The organism is Haloarcula sp. JP-L23 (assembly GCF_011602445.1).
Classification (GTDB): Archaea; Halobacteriota; Halobacteria; order Halobacteriales; family Haloarculaceae; genus Haloarcula; species Haloarcula pellucida.
Genome location: NZ_CP050016.1, coordinates 315,179 through 333,538 on the forward strand (window position 1 = coordinate 315,179; position 18,360 = coordinate 333,538).

The following is an 18,360-nucleotide window of genomic DNA, read 5'->3' on the forward strand; positions in this document are numbered from 1 at the left end:
ACAGTCTATTCCACACCCCCCGTTTTCGAGTTGTAAGCCCCAGAATTACCGCGAAAGGGCGACTCTCGTATGACCAGTTCACGAATGAGAGAAATGACAGTCTACAGATACGATGGGTGGTGAAGCTCGTTTGATGGACTCGACCATTCTACCCCCTCCCCCCCTTTTTCGAGTTGTAAACTCGTGATGATAGGTGGGGGTGAACAGCAAGAGCAACTGCAAAACAGCTGATTGTGACGAATGCATGCGATAGGAGGCCTGAAGATCGTTTTCTCTAACTTGTAACTAGAAATACGAAATTTTATATCTTATATTACCTTACCATATCTGTAGTGCAGATAAAGAAAATATATCTTCTAGCTTAGCTAGAAGACTGAAGTCTCTGGAGATGGGAACATCACTTGGTTTCGATCCCGAGAATAATCACGTCTTATCGCCTTTACGTCCTCTTTTGTGAAATCCATTCTCACTACATGGCGCCTGAAGTGGTCTGTACCCATCGACTTACAACTCGAAAAAGGGGGGAGGGGGTTCGTCAGGCCCAATCCGTGATACCGACTACACGTATTCCATTGAGATCCCGTCGAATATCATTCCGATTCCAGCCAAGGGGAGAAAGTACGCTCTCGACAGCTCGGACCAACTCCGTCTCGTAGTACGAGGCGTCGTAGGTCTCGATCTCTTCGTGGGAGAGGGCGACACGGTCACGCGAGGTCTTCTCGTCGTCGACGACCACGTACTCGATGTCCTGTCCCGGGTGGACAGCGAGGTCCTGCTCTCGAGCCCGCTTCAGCGCCGCCACGTTCTGGGTGTTCTGCGTATATCCCTCTAGCGGCTTGGAGACACGATTCCGTTCGACGAGCTGCTCGACCGGCACCGTTCCAGCGTGGAGCCGATTGATGGCGTCTTGTAGACAGTCGAGCACTGCCTCCGCCGACCGGGTCGCGTCGAACCGTTCGAGACAGTCCCGCTGGACCGCCTCGATGAACGGCGGAGTTGAGCGCTGCCGGGCTTCGATCCCCCGGATCTTGAAGTCGTCTTCGTCGGCGACTTTGCCGAAGTACTTCGTCAACGCGCCGGCGTCGCTCTCGCGTTGGGGCACGAACGCCACCCAGTCGTAGTGGGCTTCGTGTTCGAGCCGAATCTCGACGCGTTCCGTGATCTCTGTTGCGAGCGTCTCGAGATCCTCGCGGTCCTCGTCGTCGACGTCGGGGTCTGGGGTCACCCAGATGGAGTCGACGATGCCGTGGACGACGCGCCAGCCGCCGGCTTCCAGCCGCTGTTTCGCCGTCAGCAGAATCTCGCGAGCGAATGCGTTAATCGCCTCGTGGCACTCGATGCGGCCGAACTTCGCGTTGCTAAACCCTTGATAGCCAAAGCAAGCGACGAGGATCCACTTCAGCGCTCCCGACCGTCCCTCGAGTTCCGCCAGTCGGTCCTCGTCAGGGTCGTCCCGCTCCTTCTCGCGACGGATGGCCGCCTTGATCTCGTCGCGAGCGTCGATGATCGGCTGTAGCACGCCGACGAGGTAGCCCCGGTCGTCGCAGATCGAGTACCCAAGTCCAGGAACGTCCTCGCGGTCGCTGTGGCAGTCACACCGGATGACGTCCGGTGAGACGTTCCGCGTACAGATGATGTTCGGGTACAGGCTCGAAAAGTCGAGTTCGTGGACGTTCTCGTGGAGGCCGACCTCGGGCGCGAAAATGAAGCCACTACGGTCGGCGTCGTGGAGCGTTCCCATCGGCTTGTAGAACTCGTGGCGCCAGGAGTTCCACGGGACGAGGACGCCGCGGTCGTGGGCCTCACAGATCTGAATCGCGGTGAGGACGTTCCCGATCGATGCCCACGCAAGCTCCTGGACGGGCTTTTTCGAGCGCGACACGAGGTCGAGGACGCCGTCGAGGTTCGTCTCCCCGTAGAAGAACGTGTTCGACTCGTCGATGATCGCCCGGCCGGGCACGTTGTACCGCGCCGGGGAGTGACCGACGCGGCCGTAGCTTGAGTACGTCGATCGGCTCGCGAGCTGCTGATAGTCGACATCCGGCCACCGACTCAGCGAGAAGTCGTCGACGCCGGCGACCGTCGCCATCTCGTGGAGGGTCGGGACGGTTTCGCTCGTCGAGCAGATCAACACGTCCGGATCGTGTGCTTCGAGCGCCCCTTGGACGGCGGTCAGGATCTCCGTTGGTGTGCCAGTGACGGCGTCGCCGTCGACGGACAGCTCCCCATAGACGTCGTTGCTCGTTTCGGTCACCGGGACGCTGAGTCGGAGCGTCGACAGCTCCCCCGCCGGTGTCGGATCGACGTCGGTCTCCAAACAGTACCGGAACTCTCGCGAGAAGTCGACGTTGAAACAGGCGAGGTCCCCGACTGGATAGTCCGACAGCTGGCGCGCCTGCCGGGCGAGTGGGGTGACGCGGTCGATGTGGGCGACGTCGACGGCGAGGACTGTCTCCTCGTCCCGTCGAAAGCCCGGCCGTCGCGCAACCATCTCGGTCGCGGCGACGTCCGGGTGCTGGTCGTACACCGACTGGAGCGTCGTGAGGTCGAGGTCGGACGCTGGGTCGCGAGGGGCCACGTAGAAGCGTGGAGTGTAGTCATCGCGCTCGGTCGCAACGGCGCCGTCGGTGGTGGCGTCCCACTCGAGGACGCGCCCGTCGTCCAGGAAGTCGATAGTGTACGGCATCGTCAGGGGTTCGAGTCCGGTGGGGCGGCCTCCTGGTCATCGCTTGCTGCGACCGCGGCTTCGAGCTCCTCGAGGCGCTCCTCGTGGTCGTCGAGGCGGGCTTCCTGCTCGAGATCGATGCTGAGCAACGCCGGCAGCAGCGGATTCTGGTGGTTCAACAGCCCGCTCGCGTCGGCGTGTTCGCGGGCGTACTCGAACAACCGGTCGAATCGTGGCTGGTCGCGACGACGGAGTGCCCGGCGGAACTCCGCCCAGCGCTCTTCGATGGCACGGAGTGCATCTCGGTACGTCGAGTTCGTGCGTCCCATCGCTATCACCCTCCCGAACCGGTCGCCGTCCACGCATCGAGCAGGGGGTCCGCAGTGGCCGACACCGTCTCACCCTCAGTAGTGCCGCCCGTCCCGACGCCCTCTGGAGTCGGCGTCGGCGGAGTCGGTTCCACGCCGACCTGCGTGGCGCGTGCCGCGAGTAGCTGCCGCCAGTACGCGAACGTCGTCTGGTAGTACGCGCCATCGTCGACGGGATAGACGAGTGTCTCGAAGTCCTCGCCGACGACCCGTGGCCCCATTCGGGTCTGCTCGCACTTGAGGTGATGGTCGGCGACTGTCGCGACCGGCGCCGTGAAGTCATTACGTTCGTTTCGAGTAACGAGTACCGGGATGTCGTACGCATCGGCGTAGGTCGCCAACCGGGCGAGCGTTCGGGCCTGGAGGGTTTTCGCGTGAGTCTCGCCGAGGGTATCGTCGGCGCGGTACTGGGCGTCGACGGCCGGCGCGACGATGAGAACGGGCGTGTGAGGAGACGTTTCCTCGTCGCGATCTGGTGCCCGTCGACCGGCTGCCCCGGCGTCGGCAGTGGACGACTGAATTACCTTGTTCACCGCTGTCGGGAGATCACAGACGGCGCCGTAGTGCTGGTAGGCGGTGAACCCGCGTGTGACGTGGATTCGGTCGAGCAAGCGCTGGCTAGGCGCGATCCGCGCGAGTGTCGTCGTCGTCGTCGCGTGTCCATTTGCGTCGACCCAGAAGGCGGGTCCGTCGTGTAGGAGGAGATGATCGAGCACGAGCGACTGCGGGATTGGGACGCCGCGGCCCCCCTCCACGTCGAGCAGCGTGATGCCGTCGTCGAGTGACGGCAACAGCATCTCGTCCGTAGCCGGATCGGCCTGGTCAGCAAGCGACCGGTTGCGGTCAGCACCCCGTGTCGGCTGGTCCACCGCCAATCGGTTCGACGTTGAGTGTTCTCCCATACTCGACTAGTTGTCCACATTCCCGATAAGCCGCGGCGTGGCGCTTCTGCGTTTCAGGGAAGGCATGAGATAATTGGTGGCCCACCCTCAGTCGCCGTGTTTCTGTGGACGATTGACTGTTTCCTAGAACGTTTCCAGAATCAGGCGCGTCTGCTGCTCAGTTAACCAACACACCGGATTTACTGGGACCGTTTGTTGGTTAAGAACATCGGCGCTGACGAGGCTCCGCGCGACCACGTTGAAGATGCTTCCCCCCGAACTCCTCCGTATGTGTGGACGCAATTCTCTCTTCGTCGATCAAGGTGACTTGGAGTCTCGCTTCGACGCCGAGGTCGTCGCGGACGGCGGGTATACACCCCGATACAACATCGCGCCTGGCGACGACCTACACATCATCACGAACGAGGCACCAGACGAGATCGACCGCTACCACTGGGGTCTGATTCCGTTCTGGGCGGACGAGCCGGAGGAAGGAATCATCAACGCTCGCTCCGAGACTGCCGACGAGAAACGCGTCTTCGAGCAGGCGTGGGAATCCCGCCCCTGTCTTGTCCTCTCGTCAGGGTTCTACGAGTGGAAAGCACCGAACGGCGGACCGAAACAGCCCTACCGAATATACCGGAAGAACGATCCGGCGTTCTCGATGGCCGGCCTCTGGGATATCTGGGAGGGCGACGACGAGACGATCTCGTGCGTCACGATTCTCACGACGGACCCGAACGACCTGATGAATCCCATCCACGACCGGATGCCAGTCGTCCTTCCGCAGGACGCTGAGTCCGACTGGCTCGCCGCAGATCCGGACACCCGCAAGGACCTGTGCCAGCCGTATCCGAAGGACGATTTGGACGCCTACGAGATCTCGACGCGGGTCAACAACCCAGGAAACGACGATCCCCAAGTCATCGAGCCGCTGGACCACGATCAATCGGGCCTCGGCGAGTTCAGCTCGGAGTAGCTGACGGCGTCACGGTCACTGCATCGGCGACGCACCAGCCGAATCGACGAGCGAGTACTCTCGGTCCCGACTCGTCCCCTCCGCCTCGAGGAGGTTGTATTGCTCCATCTTCGAGAGGTACGTGCGGACGGTCCGTTTCGTCCGGGGGTCATCGATGTCCTCGGAATAGCGCTCGTGGATCTCGCTCGGCCCGACCGGGCCGTGCTCACGAACGATGTCGTAAACGACGCGCTGGTGCGGTGTGAGCGAGTCTAGGCTCTTCTGCTTAATCTGGGCCCGAGCATCTTCGGCGGCGTCTAGAAGAATGTCGTCGGTGATGCGCTCGTGGTTCTCGCGATCAGCCTTGCCGGCCGCCGTTCGGAGGATGCCGATTGCGAGACGGGCGTCGCCGGCGGCCGCGTCGGCGATCCGGTAGAGCTGGTCGTCGGTGATGACATCCTCGTCGAGGCCCCATCTCGCGCGAGCACTCAGGATGTCGTACAGCTGCTCGTCGTGGTACTTGTCCATACGGACGTGCTCGCTGGAGCGCAGGCGACTCACGAGACGGTCGTCGACGCGGCTGAACAACTCCTCTTCCTTGTTCGCGATGCAGATGATCGCGAACTGCGGGAGGCTGTGGAGGTCGTAGATGACGCTGGGGTCTTCGAGCTGGTCGACCTCGTCGAGGATGACGACGGTCCGCGGGCCGTCGTGCTGCTGAAGCCGGTCGATGAGTTCGTCGTGGGGTGTCGACTGGCGGTGGATGTCGATGGTCGCGCCGAGGTCGTCGAGGATCTGGTAGAGCGTCCGGAATCGGGTGTAGTTGCACCAGCAATTCACATAGGTACTCTCAACATCCAGCGCTTCCTCACGAAGGCGTTCAGTGACGAATTTCGCGATGCAGGTTTTGCCGGCCCCGCTGGGTCCAGTTACGACGGCCGAATCGGCAGGTTTGCCGTTTGTAATGGGCTCAAGAACGCTGGAAAGATGATTGACCTCGGCGTCGCGATGCTCAATTTCTCGCGGTACGAACCCGGCACGAAGGACGCGAGCATCGCGGATCATAGACGAGAGATGCTTTCGGTGCAATCTACAAAAACGTATCCGGGCTGTTTCCGGAAAGCCCCCTTCACGGATTCGTTTCTTCACGAAACCCGCTCGCTGGCGACCTAATCCACTGAATTTGCCGATATAGTGAGAGGTAGATTTCCGGAAGCCCCGGCAATACTGTGGCGTTCTTAACCAACATATGAAGTAATATTATCCGTTGTTGGTTAACGCAGAGACACAGCTCTATCGATGTGTTCGGAGCAGATAGGAACTGATATTGCTGCGTTTCGACCGTCCAAACAGTTCCTCTTCCCAGTTCACGATGCAGATGGCCGCGAACTTTGGGAGGCTTGAGGCTCATAAAGGACGCCGGGATATCCCAGTTGGTTGACCTCGTCGAGGATGACGACTGTATACGGCTCGTCGTACGGCGTCGGTTGCCAGTGAATATCGATTGTTGCACCGAGGTCCTCAAGCATCTGGTAGAGCGCCCAGAACCGGGTATAGTTACGCCAGCAGTTGACATGACATCCTCCCCGTCATGGACGACAGGGTTTCATCCGTGGAAATCTCAGCTATACGGATTCCCCGGACCCAATATTCCCGTCCCGATGGACGGTACTCGGGTCTGTGCGCTGTTCTTTGGGACTTTCCTGAGGGTGTGGTATCCCCGACCAGTTATGGTCGTCCCACTCGAACCGCACGGGCCGTGCCATCGGCCTGACTTCCTGTTCTGTGTGCCGGTCTAAGAACGTCTCTGACGCTGTGAGATCGGCATGGCTTTCAAACCCACACGGACAGGTGAGCGTGTCGCGATGCCGGGTTGTTCGGTCCGTCGAACCGCACTGAGGGCACTCCTGGCTCGTCCACGCCTCCGACCGAACTTCTACAGAAATGCCGAACTCTTCGGCGGTACAAGCCAGTCGTTCGGTGAACTTTCTGAATGACCAGAAGTTGTGGGTCTTGGCGTTGGTTTCGACCGACCAGTGTGTCTCCAGTACGTCGGTCAGCCCGCCGATATACACCGTGTCCACGCCGTCCTCGTAGAGTCGTTTCAGCAGGTCACGACACAACGCTTCTTGAGCATGGTCGCGGCGACGGGTTCGCTTTCGGTACAGCCGCCGAATCCGTTTGCTACTGTATTGTCCGTCTTCGAGCTTCGACTGTAGTCGGGCGATTTCTCGTGTCGTCTCGCGGAACCGCTAGAATAGTCCGCGACCTTCGTACAGATATTGCTCGCCGGTCGTGGTGGTACAGGCGACGAGGTTGTTTGCACCAATATCCAAAGCGGCCTCCTCTGAGGCCAGTGGAGTCGCCCGTGCATCGTCAGAGACAGTCACGGGCTGCGAAGCTCGGAAGATGCAATCAGTCTCGTCGTACCACAGATCCAGCCGTCCCTGACTCTCGTAGTCGGGCCAGTTCGGGTCGCCAGCGATTTCGAGTCGGAGACGTCCAGTGTAATCGTATCGGTCGTTTAAGTCGCTCCCGACCAATATTTCAAGTCGTGAGCGCTCGCCCCAGTCGACGGTGTATGAGGTGTTGCGAATGACGGTCTGGAGTTGCCGCCCATCGTCGTCGTTACCGCGAAACCCCGGCGGTTCCGGGTGTTCCGTAATCGACGTGTTCGACCCGTCGTGATACTGCTCTCTCAGGCGGAAGAACCCGCGCCACGCTTCACTGTTCTTCCGTATGACCTGTTGGGCGGTAGACGCGCCGAGCACGCCTTTATATTTGCCTTCGAGTTGGCCTGTATCGGCGTCCCACACGTCTCCCTTGAACCCGTCTTCGTCGTTGTACCGCATCAGGCGCTGGTAGTTAACTTCGTTCCAGAGAGCGGCGGAAGCGTCCAACAGATCGCGTAGCAGTTGCTCACCGGTATCGGAAAGCGGTCGCACGGCGAACGTGTTGGTCCGCTTCATCAGCTACTATAGCATACCTTCGCTTCGGATATGAACATCAGCCATCCATAGTGAAAGTAAAGCTCGTTCAATCTCGCTGGAGACGCAAATCCCAGAACTCTCTCACTAACACAGGTGAGTGGTCTCGACGTCAAGAACCTCCTCGCGAAGGCGTTCGGTGACGAACTTCGAGATGCAGGTTTTGCCCGCACCACTCGGACCCGTGACGATGGCAGTGTCGGTGGGTTCCCCGTTTGTGATGGGTTCGAGGACGCTGGAGAGGTGGTTGACCTCGGCGTCGCGATGCTCGACTTCGCGAGGGACGAACCCGGCGCGGAGGACGCGAGCATCGCGGATCATCTATATCTGATAGATTGATTTTCAGGCTAGTCATAAAAGCGTGACCGGGTTGCTTCCAGAAACGATCCTTTTCGTCCCACCGTACCTATCGAAATCCACGCGCAGTAACGCGATTCCTGTTCGCGGAAACCCAAGGTTTCCGGGATTTTCCGGAATCAGCTCACGGGCGAGAACTCGTTACACCGGGATTTTGCCAGTCGCCGGCTTCGTGATTACTCCAGGGGATGAGGTATACACCGTTGTCAGCGCGGCTTTGGCAGTCCAGATCATCCATCAAGTTGTTCCAGCGCTCTTCGATCGTATTGCCCGACTGCTCAAGAATTCAAACGTATACTACGCTGAAGAACGTTTCACTGACCCACGAGTCCGTCTGTATCCCGGTAGTGGTCTCGAGTGTGAATCTGGTAGTCCCCTTCGGAACGGGTTGACACAGACAGCCTCCGACACCACCAAGACACAGGAGTACAATGGTGCCGGGGATACTTAGATGCCGGTTACTTACTGTCTGACTAACTAGTGATTAGTGTTTAATCCTTAAATCACATCAACTGGTGTATGCCCTCGGCCCCATTGAATAACATCGCGCCTTTCGATATGCACGATCAGCAGATTTCAGTGCTGTTGATCGATGATGACGAAGATCTGATAGAGCTCTCTGCCGACTTTCTGGAACATGAATTAGAGCAAGCAGACATGACGACGGTGATGGACCCAACCACTGGCCTAACCGAAGCTATCGAGGGAGCGTACGATTGTATCGTCTGTGATTACGACATGCCGACACTCAATGGATTGGAAGTCCTGAACGAGATACGGAGCGAGGGGATCGACATTCCGTTCATCCTGTTTACTGGAAAGGGGAGTGAAGAGATCGCAAGCAAAGCGATCTCCGCAGGTGTCGATGAGTATCTTCAGAAAGGCGGGCCAGAAGAATACCCGGTCCTCGCGAACAAGATCGAGAATCTCATCGAAAAACACCGGGCAGAGGAGCAGGTACAACGGGGCTTCCGGGCCATCGAATCTGCACAGGAGGGCATTGGAATCATCGACGAAGACGGAATCTACCAGTATCTGAACGAAGCCTATGCTAATATTTATGATCGAGAACGGACTGAAATTATCGGCCAGCACTGGGAGATGCTCTATCCCGACGCAGAAGCCGACCGATTCACGAACGAGATTCTCCCTGAATTGGATGCGGATGGCTCGTGGAGCGGCTACGCGACAGGATTGACCAAAAACGGAGAGACCGTGAGCGAGCGGCTGGTCTTGACGCCAACTGACGACGGCGGCCACGTTTGTCTGGTCCAACGTCTCGCTGCAGAGGACGAACTGAAACAGGAACTGGCACTCAAGAATCGGGCACTGGACGCAGCGTCGGTCGGTGTGACGATCACCGACCCTACCCAGGAAGACAATCCGCTCGTCTACGTAAATGATGGGTTCGTAACGTTGACTGGGTACGACCGTGCGGAGATTCTCGGGAAGAACTGTCGCTTCTTGCAAGGTGAAGACACAGACCCAGAGACGGTCACCGCGATACGCAAGGCCATCGATAACGAGGAACCGATTTCGACAGCGATTCTGAACTACGATGCAGATGGTGACCCGTTCTGGAACTATCTGGAGATTTCACCCGTCGAAGACGAGGATGGAACAGTCACTCACTTTGTCGGCTTCCAGCGCGACGTGACCGAGCTGAAAGCCGAGCAATCTGCGATGGAAGACCAAGTCGAATGGTTGAGCGAGTTCGCCGAAGTCGTCTCACACGATCTGAAGAACCCATTGTCTGTCATCCGGGGTAATATCGAACTGGCGAAGCAATCGGGTGAGATGGACCGTCTGACGGAGGCACAGCAAGCTGCGGACCGGTTGGACGAACTGATCGACGATCTCTCCAATGTGATGCGCCAACGCCAACTGGTAAACGATTTGGAACCCGTCGATTTTGCGGAGGTATTCCAGTCCGTGGGGTGGTCTGAAGGTGGATCGCATTCGGTTGATATCGCCGATTCGAACGCGATCGTCGCCGACAAGCAGGCGTTGGCTCGACTGGTCGAGAATCTCGTTCGGAATACGATCGAGCACGGGGGTGAAGGTACTACAATGCGCGTCGGAACCCTTCCCGATGGCTTCTACTACGAGGATACTGGGCCGGGATTGCCGGGCGAATCACCGGATACCATTTTCAAACCTGGCTTCACGACGAAAGATGACGGGCCAGGCCTCGGCATGGTCAGCATCAGACAGATTGCTGCAGGGCACGGCTGGGAGATTTCGCTGGCCGAGAGTCCTGAAGGTGGTGCCCGATTCGAATTCACTAACGTGGACCGTTCTGCATGACTCGGCAGGGCGCCTCAATTTTGATTTTCTCGAGTAGCAATCAAACCGCTACGAGGGCAGCACCGCTTGCCACCAGAGATCTTGCCATGCTTGCCACACGGTTCGCCGTTGCTGGAGCGTACTTTCCGCTGTGCGTAGTATCCGGGTCGTGATATCCGTGTTACAGTCCGGACAGCGATAGCTGGTCGCGCCTCGGATTGTGGCGAGATCCCAGGTCTCCGTCGTAGGGGCTTTGATGGCCACACTCTGGACAAAAGAGTATACTTTTGAGTGGAACATCAGAGGTGGGCCGGTCACTATTTGCTACCAGCATTTACCGAGAGATTCGACACGAGCATAGAAAGCAACTGTCTCTGAGGTCCCTAACTACCATTCTTATCATTTGATATGCAGGAATACATATATAGGGCGCTAATACTGCATGATGAGGTACTGGCGGTAGGAATCTCGGTTACTGACTCAGTGTGAATCGCACTTCGAAAGAATCCAACGGCATTCTCATCAAAACTGGGTTATATGTGAACTGTGAGAATATTTAATTATACATGCAAAACACATCAGAATCCGAAGAATGATTAATATCTTTTGACGGCGTATCTCTTTCCTGAAATAGTGGTGAGTGTAATGGTACCAGTATTCACACAAACGACACTGGATGCCACGTGTAGGTACGCTGCTTCGCTGCGTTCCACTACTGACTCCAGGTTGGCAGTGGCAGCGTTGTCAGCGTGAAACGATTTGGCATCGGAGAATGATCTTCGACTATAGAAACCATGACATCAAATCAAAATGCTAAGCCCATACCACTACCGCGTGCTCGAAAGCGCCCGGTACTCCTGAAAACAGAGACCATAGAGCAGTTAGACAGGATGAGAGCCGATGACGAAAGCTACGATGACCTCATCACTGCACTCCTGAGCGATTCACAAGGAACGTGAGACGATTGGGTTACGTCTCGCACTGCGCTCCAAGCGCCTCGAATGACTGTGCAGCTAAATAGACCAGATTCCAATGAAGACGTACAACGAAGACAAAAACAATGGTGTGACGACGTCGACCACGAAGCGGTTCAAAGGCTTCGACGCGATATTCGGGACTGACCCGGACGAAATCTATATCGAGTTACGCCTCGGCCGTCCGGCGTACATCCGCCTGCACGAAGGAAAGTACCTCCAGGAAGGCGACGTGTATCACCGCGAACAGCTTGGGATGGCATCTCCGACGCTAGATACGTGGGAGATACGCGAGATTGACGAGGAAACCGTCGTCGGCGAGGACATCGAAACCAGGGACCGGATGACGTGGGACCGGGAGGAAGTCGAACGTGGCCTGGCCGTCGGGAAGTTCAGTACGAACCTCACCGACTTCGAGACGGTGAGCGTCATCCAGACCGGGCGGTGGGAAGATTACGACCGGGACGGCGACGAAGCGGGCTATCGGTATACTGGTCGGCCGTACGTGATGGTCGTCGCGTACGGTGACAATGGGCTGAAGTACAGCCGCCGGTACCAGTTTGTCGACGACGAGGAGCGCACACTCGAACTCTGGACGCAGGACGCGAGCATCGAACAATTCGCCGACGAGATCGCCGCACGCTTCGACGAGCGGATTCATGAGGCATTAGAAGCTGACGGGTACGACCTCGCGGAGAAACGATAACGCAACCCGGTATCCAGCGGTCCGTGAAGCGGGAGGTCTTCGTCTGCACAACGAACCCATCCCGCTTCGCTTCCTAGTAAATGTGGTATTTCCTCCGAGCTACTAGCATCCCGACACGAGTTTCACAGGCCTCCGACTGCCAACGTTCGAACGCCTAAACAAGGCCCACTCTTTCTATTCAGCACGCCATTTGTATCAACCGTTGAGGGTTTCAACAGAGCCAAGTTTCCGTAATTGGAGATCCGTTAGGTCTTCTCCGAAGCAATTGAGCTCCCGGTGAAGAAGCCGAGCGACGGGAGAAACGACATGGAACACTCGTGGCAGATGACTGGACTCTCCGCCTGATAGATGCGCCGATTTACTCTAGTCGCGTTCCATCCCTGGGACAGTACTCGTATACGTCGTTCGTCGTTTGAAAACCGCAGGTCGAACACTGCCGAAGCGGTCGTTCCTCGTCCCGTTCGGCGGACCGTCGAAACAGAAACGGGACGAACGGTATGAATAGGAAAAGCACGAGACTATCGAAATACCACCAGAGGAGCGCACTCACGAGAAGACTGCCGACAATTCCTGCAATTGCAGTCGCTGTCCGGGAGCGAACCATATCTCCTGTAGCCGATCCACCAGGAAATGATGACCGACGAAACGAATTGTTATAACCGACATTCATATATTGTTCGATCGCTAATATCTATCATAGAGGTGATTCTCGTGTCGATGGGAACCTTCGACGAGGAGGAGTACGAGCGTCGCGAGGCGAAGATTAGCTCCGTCGAGGCCGACTCGGACGACCAGCGGACGACGTTCGAGGGTCGCGTCGAGTTCACCGGCGTCGACTCGGTCGACGACCTCCTCGCCCGATTGAAAGACCTGAAAGAGGAATAGTCAGCAACGTATTCGACGCCAGAACCGCACTAGTATCATCGATGACATCCGATTACACACGTGACCACGAACATGAATTGGAAGCCGAGTATCTATCGGCCGCTGACGCAGTCGTCCTCGACATTTACGAGGCAGACGGAGCGCTGTTTGTAGACGTGGTAGTCCCCTGTCCGACCTGTAGCGAACCGCTCCGGGCGTCTGCCCGCGTTCGGGAGGTCGTTGACGCTGACATCGAGTTCCCGATTGACGATGCCGAGGACGTCTACGACTGAGCCCTTGGAGATACGCCAGATCACCCGGTGGTCAGGATGAGAATGGGCCGTTTCTCCTCGGAAGTCGAAAAAGATGTGGGTGACGGGGGGGGGGGGGAGGCCATCACTACGAACCCGACCTCAAATCACCACGGCCCGGGCTTCGAGCCGCCTCAGGTATCGGGATGGACGCAGCTGTTCCGTCAGCCTTGGCGGGTGGCCGAAAGTACTCACACAGCCACGCTGCGACGCCGTCGAGACCGGGAAACAGCGTTTTTGCGGTAATGTTCGCCTGTACGAGCCGGTCCCTGAACTCCGCCTTTCGTTCGGCTGGAACGATTATTCGCCGTACCGCTTCGGCCGCCATCTCGGCCAGCCACTCGTCGATGCGAGTGCTCGGGTTTCCGGTGGTGGAAAACAACGCTGACTGGTTGATGATGCGGTCATCAATCGCAGGTGCTTCGTAGAAGACGACGAAGTCGTCAGGATAGGCAGCCGCCATCTGTTCCCAGAGTTGCGTGTACTTGAGGATGTGGGTGGTACCGCCGTTCCGTATCACGCCGAAATCGACGCCCATCTCCCGTAACAATGAGACTGCAACGTCGTCGATACCGCTCGCATCGAACACGCTCAGATCCGCGTCGTCGAACAACTCTCTGAATTCGTCCGGTGCGTGCTCGTGGATCGTCCGGTAGTCGACTGCCCAGATGAGGCCGTCGACGTCTTGGCGACCGCGGGTAGCGAAGTAGGCAGCGACGTACGGCGAGTAGGTCCAGTCGAGCAGTCGCGTCGGCAACCCGTGATGCTGTGCAATCGCCTTGAATTCCGCCCCGAACGGCACCTGCTGGAGTTCATCGCGGGCGTAGTGGTTGAAGCTCTTGAGGAGGTGCCACTCCAGGTCCCACCGCTCGGACCCACCGAGGAATCGCTGTAGGGAGGTTTCGAGCCCGTAGGCCGCGTTCGACTGGCCGCGGAAGACGTACGGCGACCTGACCCGGCCGATGTCGGGTCGCCAGGCGTCTTCGAATAGTAACGTCTGGAGGTCTTCCCAGGTCTCCGCGCGATACTCCGTAATCGGGCCCTCTGCGGTCTCACGGTGAGTGGTCGTCGTCCGCTCTGAACGGTCCGGTTTTTCGTCCGGCCGGCTCGGATTCTTCTCGGAGTGTCCTGCCGTCTCGGGGCCTTCCGGACGGTTTCGTTCTGATGATTTCCGCTGTCGACTCACGCGCCCACACCTTCGGGAAGGACCCCGAGCTGGTCGAGAATCGTCAGGTAGTCGGGATAGAGCCACGCTTCGACGATTCTGTCGCCTTCGTACCGGTCGATTGCGGTCCCGGTCCAGGATAATTCCGCGCCGGTCGGTTCGATTCCGAGGATCTCACCCCGGTGGACGGCGCTGATGCTGAAGTGGACGACGAGGAGGTCTTCCTCGGCGACGAGGCGTTCGATGACGAACTCTTGGTCGCCGAACGCCGTGCCGAAGTTCTCGAAAAACGCCTTGTAGCCCTCGCGGTCTGTAGCGTCCATCCCGAAGAACCCGTGAGTGACGACGTCCGGAGCGATTATCTCGTCGATGACGTCCAGGTGTCCCTCGTGGGTCTCCGCCATGAGTCGCTCGAAGTTCGCCTTGTGTTTGGCTGTCGTAGCGTTCATTTCGTCTCCTCGTCCGCCCCGTCTCCGCCGACGTGTACGACGTTCGTGCCGAACGGCTGGAGCGGTTTCGCGAACGTCGCGGTCAATTCGTCGTCCGGGAAGAACCCGATGACGCGAGCGGGTTCGTCGCCGACGCTCTGCAGTCCGTGCGGGACCATTTCCGGGACAACCGTACAGTCACCGGCGGAGAGGTGAACCGACGCATCGCCGACACTGGCCTCGACTTCCCCGGCGACGACTAGGAGAAGTTCTTCCTCGCTGTCTCTGTGCGTCGGCAGGTAGTTCCCCGATTCTATCTCCATGCAGACTATCATCGACTCCTGGGCACCGGCGTCACTCCCGTTTGGCGTGCCCGCTGAGAGCGGGAAGTACCCGCGCAGGCGAGCTCGGTCGTCATCTTCCTGCCACACGTCTGTTCCCTCGAACTGGTACAGTTCAATTGCCTGTGGTCTCTGTGCCTTTGTTCCTGCTTCAGTGGTCATTGCTTTTTCCTCGAACAGGGGAAAGCGAGGGAGGACGAAGTCTCTCTGCGTTTCGTCCCTGCATCGAGGATAGATACGCCGGAACACGCTATAAACTGAGTTACTACATTGTGCCCCTATCGTGTTTAAATACGGTCTGTTATGTGTCTCAATTCTCCCGACCGGGCTCACCTGTAGCGTGGAGTGAGATTTCCGTACCGCGACTGGTTCGGAGGTCGAACGCTATACGGGGTTTCACACGGTTACGTCCCGTATGGTCACGACATACGCCGTCGTTTCGCTTCTTCTCGTGTTCGCCGTTTCGCTCCTGATTATCCGAATCGGGACCATTGCGCTGACGATGACGGGTCTGTCCCACGAGATCGCCTCGTTTCAATCGGTGTCCGCGTTTTCGGGCGCGGGATTCACGACCCGGGAGGCGGAGGGTGCGATTTCGACTCCTGAACGCCGAAAGATAGTCAAAACCCTCATTCGACTTGGCAGTCTCGGGATTGTCACCGCCGTCGCAACGCTCGTCTTGTCGTTCGCGGGGGAAGGGCCCGGAAGCAATTTCCGGCGATTCCTGTATATCTTGTTCGGCACAGCGGGTATCATCTTGCTCGCTCGAAGTCGGTGGCTCAACCGGCTCGTCACGCCGGCCATCGAGTGGGGGCTCGGTCGGACGACTGACCTGGATCTGCGCGATTATACACAGCTCCTCCGACTTCAGAGCGGGTATCGAGTCGCCGAGATCGACGTCAAGGAGAACGACTGGCTCGCAAATAAGACGCTCAGAGAGCTACGCCTGAGTGACGAGGGCATCCTAGCTTTGGGAATCATTCGAGCGGACGGTTCGTATCTTGGCGCACCGGGTGGGAACGAATCCCTTCGAGTCGGTGATACTCTCCTAGCGTACGGACGAGAGCACCGGTTACAGGAGCTCTCCGAGCGCAGAGAGGATGACAGGCGGGCGCACGAGGCTGCAGTCAAGGCTCACGTCCGGGAAACCGACGACACAGACCTGCCGTCCTACACGTGAGGTCACGAGACAGAATTCGAGAGGGGTAGCGCTCAGAGCCAGCCCTTGCGGTCGAAATTGGCACCGAGCGCAACCGCGACGCCGGCCATCAGGAGGACGACGGCGGGGTATCCGTATCGCCAGGTGAGTTCCGGCATGTTGTATGGACTTCCCGTGAAGTTCATGCCGTAGATACCGGTGATGAACGTGAGCGGAAGGATGATCGTCGCCACGACGGTTAGCTTCTTCATCACTTCGTTCGTCGTTCCATACACCATATGCCACCAAACGCACGACGATTGGACGCTCGACGCCGTCCTCGCCGATGCCGAGGGCGTGCCGCCGACCGTGCTGCGCGAACTCGCGCTCGCTGACCTGACGCTGCGGCCGACGCCCTCGCAGGCCGGCCACCAGCACGTCGTCGCGACTGCGTAACCACCCGGATTCTTTTGCCAGCAGCTAGCCATCGAATTGGCATGAGCAGCGGTCGCGAGGTTCGCCTCTTAGAGAACGACGACGGCTGGTGGACGGCCCGTGACGTCGAGGCTGAAGTCTCCAGCCAGGGGCCGACGAACACGGAGGCGCTGGAGAACCTCGAAGAAGCCGTCGCGCTCGCCGCCGGCGACATCGGACGTCTGCCGACCGACGACGAGTAACTCAACCGCTATTCTTCGCTGACGTCGTCGAATAGGTCTTCGTGCGATTGCGTCTTGTCGTTCTCCATGTCTTCGAGCGGTACCAACTCGATATCGTCGTCGACCTCCTGCCGTACGTCGTCGGCGAGACGCGGTGCGACCAGCGATCGCCACCACCCGCCATGGTGCTCGACAGTGTCGGCGTGTTGCATCTCGTGCAAGCGCGCCCGGACCTCCCGCTCGGTCACGCGCGGGTTGAAGTGTTCGCGGATGGCTTCGGCCACAGCGGGCACCGTCAGCCACGGTTCGTCCAGGGTCGTTTCGTAGTCGAACGCCTCCAGCACTGTCTGGGCTGTCGGCGGTGCGTCGCTGTCCATACTGTTCTAGTCGTGCGGATACGCTGTGAAGTCTTCGCCACTCACTACCACACCGTCGCGATGGCGTAACGCTTCGCTGCCGATACCCCGACCGTTTTTGCCGTCTTAGCTCCTGTCTATCCATGGGTTGCGGTCCCTGCCTTACGAGTCCATAGCCGCGACCCCGCGCTGCGGGCCTGCTGTAACAGGCCCGCGTCACAGCGCGCAGTCAACCGATGCGTCCAAATGTTGCCTGACGAGTCACTTGAACACCCCTTGCACTTCCGAAGTGGCGAGCGCTAACCAACAGACTGGCCCGAAAACGCGCCGTTGTTGGTTAGCACTAAACGGTCAGACTCGCCAACTCGAACAGCCAGTCGGGCTCGTCGCCGTCGACGATGATGTTCCCGTCCCATGCGCGCACGACTTCACAGTTGCCGTCGCAGGAGATATCGACGTGCCAGCGGCGATCGTCGTCAACGGTCGCGACCTCGAAGCGACCGGTGTCTTCATCGACGACGTCGATGTGTTCGACTTCGACTGCCGGCCCGCCCGTTAGGTCGACTATCTCACGTGTGATGGACATACAGGGTCGGCTACGGGCGATTGCTGAATAAACACCCCTTACACTTCCGACCTTCCAAAATGCGCGTCTGGGTGAGACAGAGTCTTTGAGAGCTAACCAACAAACCCACAGAATCCCCGACTTTGTTGGTTAGCTGCTTTCGACATCGTCAATCATCACCGAGCCACCAGAACATAGCGGTGGTCGTGAGCGCTTCCGAGAGTGTGTCTGTATCAATATAATTGGTAGGCGGCCCGCCCACTGTGGAACGCCCCGCACCCGTTAGGAGCGCACAAAACCGCTATGGAACCAATTCGGTTTGATCGGATGGTCTGCACCGCAAAGTACGCTCAG

General features: G+C 58.5%; 18 protein-coding genes and 3 pseudogenes. 8 read left to right on the forward strand and 13 right to left on the reverse strand.

Going from position 1 to position 18,360, the window contains the following annotated elements; genetic code table 11:
- Positions 1-535: 535 nt before the first annotated feature.
- The 3 genes from G9465_RS22815 to G9465_RS22825 are packed head-to-tail and all read right to left on the reverse strand — an operon-like array spanning position 536 to position 3,935.
- On the reverse strand, positions 536-2,686 hold the full coding sequence (locus G9465_RS22815) for a type B DNA-directed DNA polymerase (RefSeq protein WP_193571763.1): 2,151 nt from the start codon (positions 2,684-2,686) through the stop codon (positions 536-538).
- Between the two features lie 2 nt (positions 2,687-2,688).
- Positions 2,689-2,994 carry a hypothetical protein gene (locus G9465_RS22820; RefSeq protein ID WP_166974984.1) on the reverse strand — a complete coding sequence of 102 codons (306 nt, stop codon included), beginning with the start codon at positions 2,992-2,994 and terminating at the stop codon, positions 2,689-2,691.
- A 5-nt stretch (positions 2,995-2,999) separates the two neighbouring features.
- On the reverse strand, positions 3,000-3,935 hold the full coding sequence (locus tag G9465_RS22825; RefSeq protein ID WP_193571764.1) for a hypothetical protein: 936 nt from the start codon (positions 3,933-3,935) through the stop codon (positions 3,000-3,002).
- A gap of 268 nt (positions 3,936-4,203) precedes the next feature.
- On the opposite strand from G9465_RS22825, the gene G9465_RS22830 reads away from it, so the two are divergent.
- On the forward strand, positions 4,204-4,893 hold the full coding sequence (locus tag G9465_RS22830; protein WP_166974987.1) for an SOS response-associated peptidase: 690 nt from the start codon (positions 4,204-4,206) through the stop codon (positions 4,891-4,893).
- A gap of 15 nt (positions 4,894-4,908) precedes the next feature.
- Here G9465_RS22830 and G9465_RS22835 read toward each other — a convergent pair whose 3' ends face one another.
- From G9465_RS22835 to G9465_RS22850, 4 genes and pseudogenes are all read right to left on the reverse strand, one after another.
- Positions 4,909-5,937 carry a Cdc6/Cdc18 family protein gene (locus G9465_RS22835; RefSeq protein WP_166974989.1) on the reverse strand — a complete coding sequence of 343 codons (1,029 nt, stop codon included), beginning with the start codon at positions 5,935-5,937 and terminating at the stop codon, positions 4,909-4,911.
- Positions 5,938-6,213: 276 nt separating this feature from the next.
- A pseudogene (locus G9465_RS22840) lies at positions 6,214-6,449 on the reverse strand (AAA family ATPase); the annotation flags it as partial.
- A gap of 48 nt (positions 6,450-6,497) precedes the next feature.
- Positions 6,498-7,841 (reverse strand): annotated as a pseudogene (locus G9465_RS22845) (RNA-guided endonuclease InsQ/TnpB family protein).
- A 111-nt stretch (positions 7,842-7,952) separates the two neighbouring features.
- Positions 7,953-8,180 (reverse strand): annotated as a pseudogene (locus tag G9465_RS22850) (AAA family ATPase); the annotation flags it as partial.
- A 555-nt stretch (positions 8,181-8,735) separates the two neighbouring features.
- Here G9465_RS22850 and G9465_RS22855 point away from each other — a divergent pair.
- From G9465_RS22855 to G9465_RS22870, 4 genes are all read left to right on the forward strand, one after another.
- Positions 8,736-10,523, forward strand: coding sequence for a PAS domain-containing protein (locus G9465_RS22855; protein WP_166974992.1), 1,788 nt, complete (start codon positions 8,736-8,738; stop codon positions 10,521-10,523).
- 1,044 nt (positions 10,524-11,567) lie between these two features.
- The gene (locus G9465_RS22860) at positions 11,568-12,182 is read left to right on the forward strand and encodes a hypothetical protein (RefSeq protein WP_166974994.1); all 615 of its coding nucleotides are present in this window, start codon (positions 11,568-11,570) and stop codon (positions 12,180-12,182) included.
- A 717-nt stretch (positions 12,183-12,899) separates the two neighbouring features.
- Entirely contained in the window at positions 12,900-13,067 is a 168-nt protein-coding gene (locus G9465_RS22865; RefSeq protein WP_166974325.1) for a DUF5786 family protein, read from the forward strand.
- A 41-nt stretch (positions 13,068-13,108) separates the two neighbouring features.
- Positions 13,109-13,339 carry a hypothetical protein gene (locus G9465_RS22870; RefSeq protein WP_166974997.1) on the forward strand — a complete coding sequence of 77 codons (231 nt, stop codon included), beginning with the start codon at positions 13,109-13,111 and terminating at the stop codon, positions 13,337-13,339.
- Between the two features lie 106 nt (positions 13,340-13,445).
- Here G9465_RS22870 and G9465_RS22875 read toward each other — a convergent pair whose 3' ends face one another.
- The 3 genes from G9465_RS22875 to G9465_RS22885 are packed head-to-tail and all read right to left on the reverse strand — an operon-like array spanning position 13,446 to position 15,453.
- A complete protein-coding gene (locus G9465_RS22875) occupies positions 13,446-14,543 on the reverse strand; it encodes an FRG domain-containing protein (RefSeq protein WP_166975000.1) in 1,098 nt (365 codons plus the stop codon).
- Positions 14,540-14,971, reverse strand: a complete 432-nt coding sequence (locus G9465_RS22880; protein ID WP_166975003.1) for an ester cyclase — start codon at positions 14,969-14,971, stop codon at positions 14,540-14,542. Before G9465_RS22880 ends, G9465_RS22875 begins: the two co-directional genes overlap by 4 nt.
- Entirely contained in the window at positions 14,968-15,453 is a 486-nt protein-coding gene (locus G9465_RS22885) for a cupin domain-containing protein (RefSeq protein WP_166975005.1), read from the reverse strand. Before G9465_RS22885 ends, G9465_RS22880 begins: the two co-directional genes overlap by 4 nt.
- Before the next feature lie 253 nt (positions 15,454-15,706).
- Between G9465_RS22885 and G9465_RS22890 the strand changes: the two genes are divergently transcribed.
- On the forward strand, positions 15,707-16,471 hold the full coding sequence (locus G9465_RS22890; RefSeq protein ID WP_166975008.1) for a TrkA C-terminal domain-containing protein: 765 nt from the start codon (positions 15,707-15,709) through the stop codon (positions 16,469-16,471).
- Between the two features lie 32 nt (positions 16,472-16,503).
- On the opposite strand, the gene G9465_RS25900 is transcribed toward G9465_RS22890, so the two are convergent.
- A complete protein-coding gene (locus G9465_RS25900; RefSeq protein WP_394353991.1) occupies positions 16,504-16,683 on the reverse strand; it encodes a CorA family divalent cation transporter in 180 nt (59 codons plus the stop codon).
- Between G9465_RS25900 and G9465_RS25905 the strand changes: the two genes are divergently transcribed.
- Together G9465_RS25905 and G9465_RS22900 are read left to right on the forward strand one after the other, a co-directional pair.
- A complete protein-coding gene (locus tag G9465_RS25905; RefSeq protein WP_227015832.1) occupies positions 16,670-16,885 on the forward strand; it encodes a hypothetical protein in 216 nt (71 codons plus the stop codon). The two genes, G9465_RS25900 and G9465_RS25905, sit on opposite strands and share 14 nt — an antisense overlap.
- Positions 16,886-16,926: 41 nt before the next feature.
- Positions 16,927-17,106, forward strand: a complete 180-nt coding sequence (locus G9465_RS22900; protein WP_166975014.1) for a type II toxin-antitoxin system HicB family antitoxin — start codon at positions 16,927-16,929, stop codon at positions 17,104-17,106.
- Between the two features lie 8 nt (positions 17,107-17,114).
- Here G9465_RS22900 and G9465_RS22905 read toward each other — a convergent pair whose 3' ends face one another.
- Together G9465_RS22905 and G9465_RS22910 are read right to left on the reverse strand one after the other, a co-directional pair.
- Complete coding sequence (locus G9465_RS22905) at positions 17,115-17,462, reverse strand: helix-turn-helix domain-containing protein (RefSeq protein ID WP_166975017.1); 348 nt, start codon at positions 17,460-17,462, stop codon at positions 17,115-17,117.
- Positions 17,463-17,784: 322 nt separating this feature from the next.
- Positions 17,785-18,027, reverse strand: coding sequence for a hypothetical protein (locus G9465_RS22910; RefSeq protein WP_166975020.1), 243 nt, complete (start codon positions 18,025-18,027; stop codon positions 17,785-17,787).
- Between the last annotated feature and the right edge of the window lie 333 nt (positions 18,028-18,360).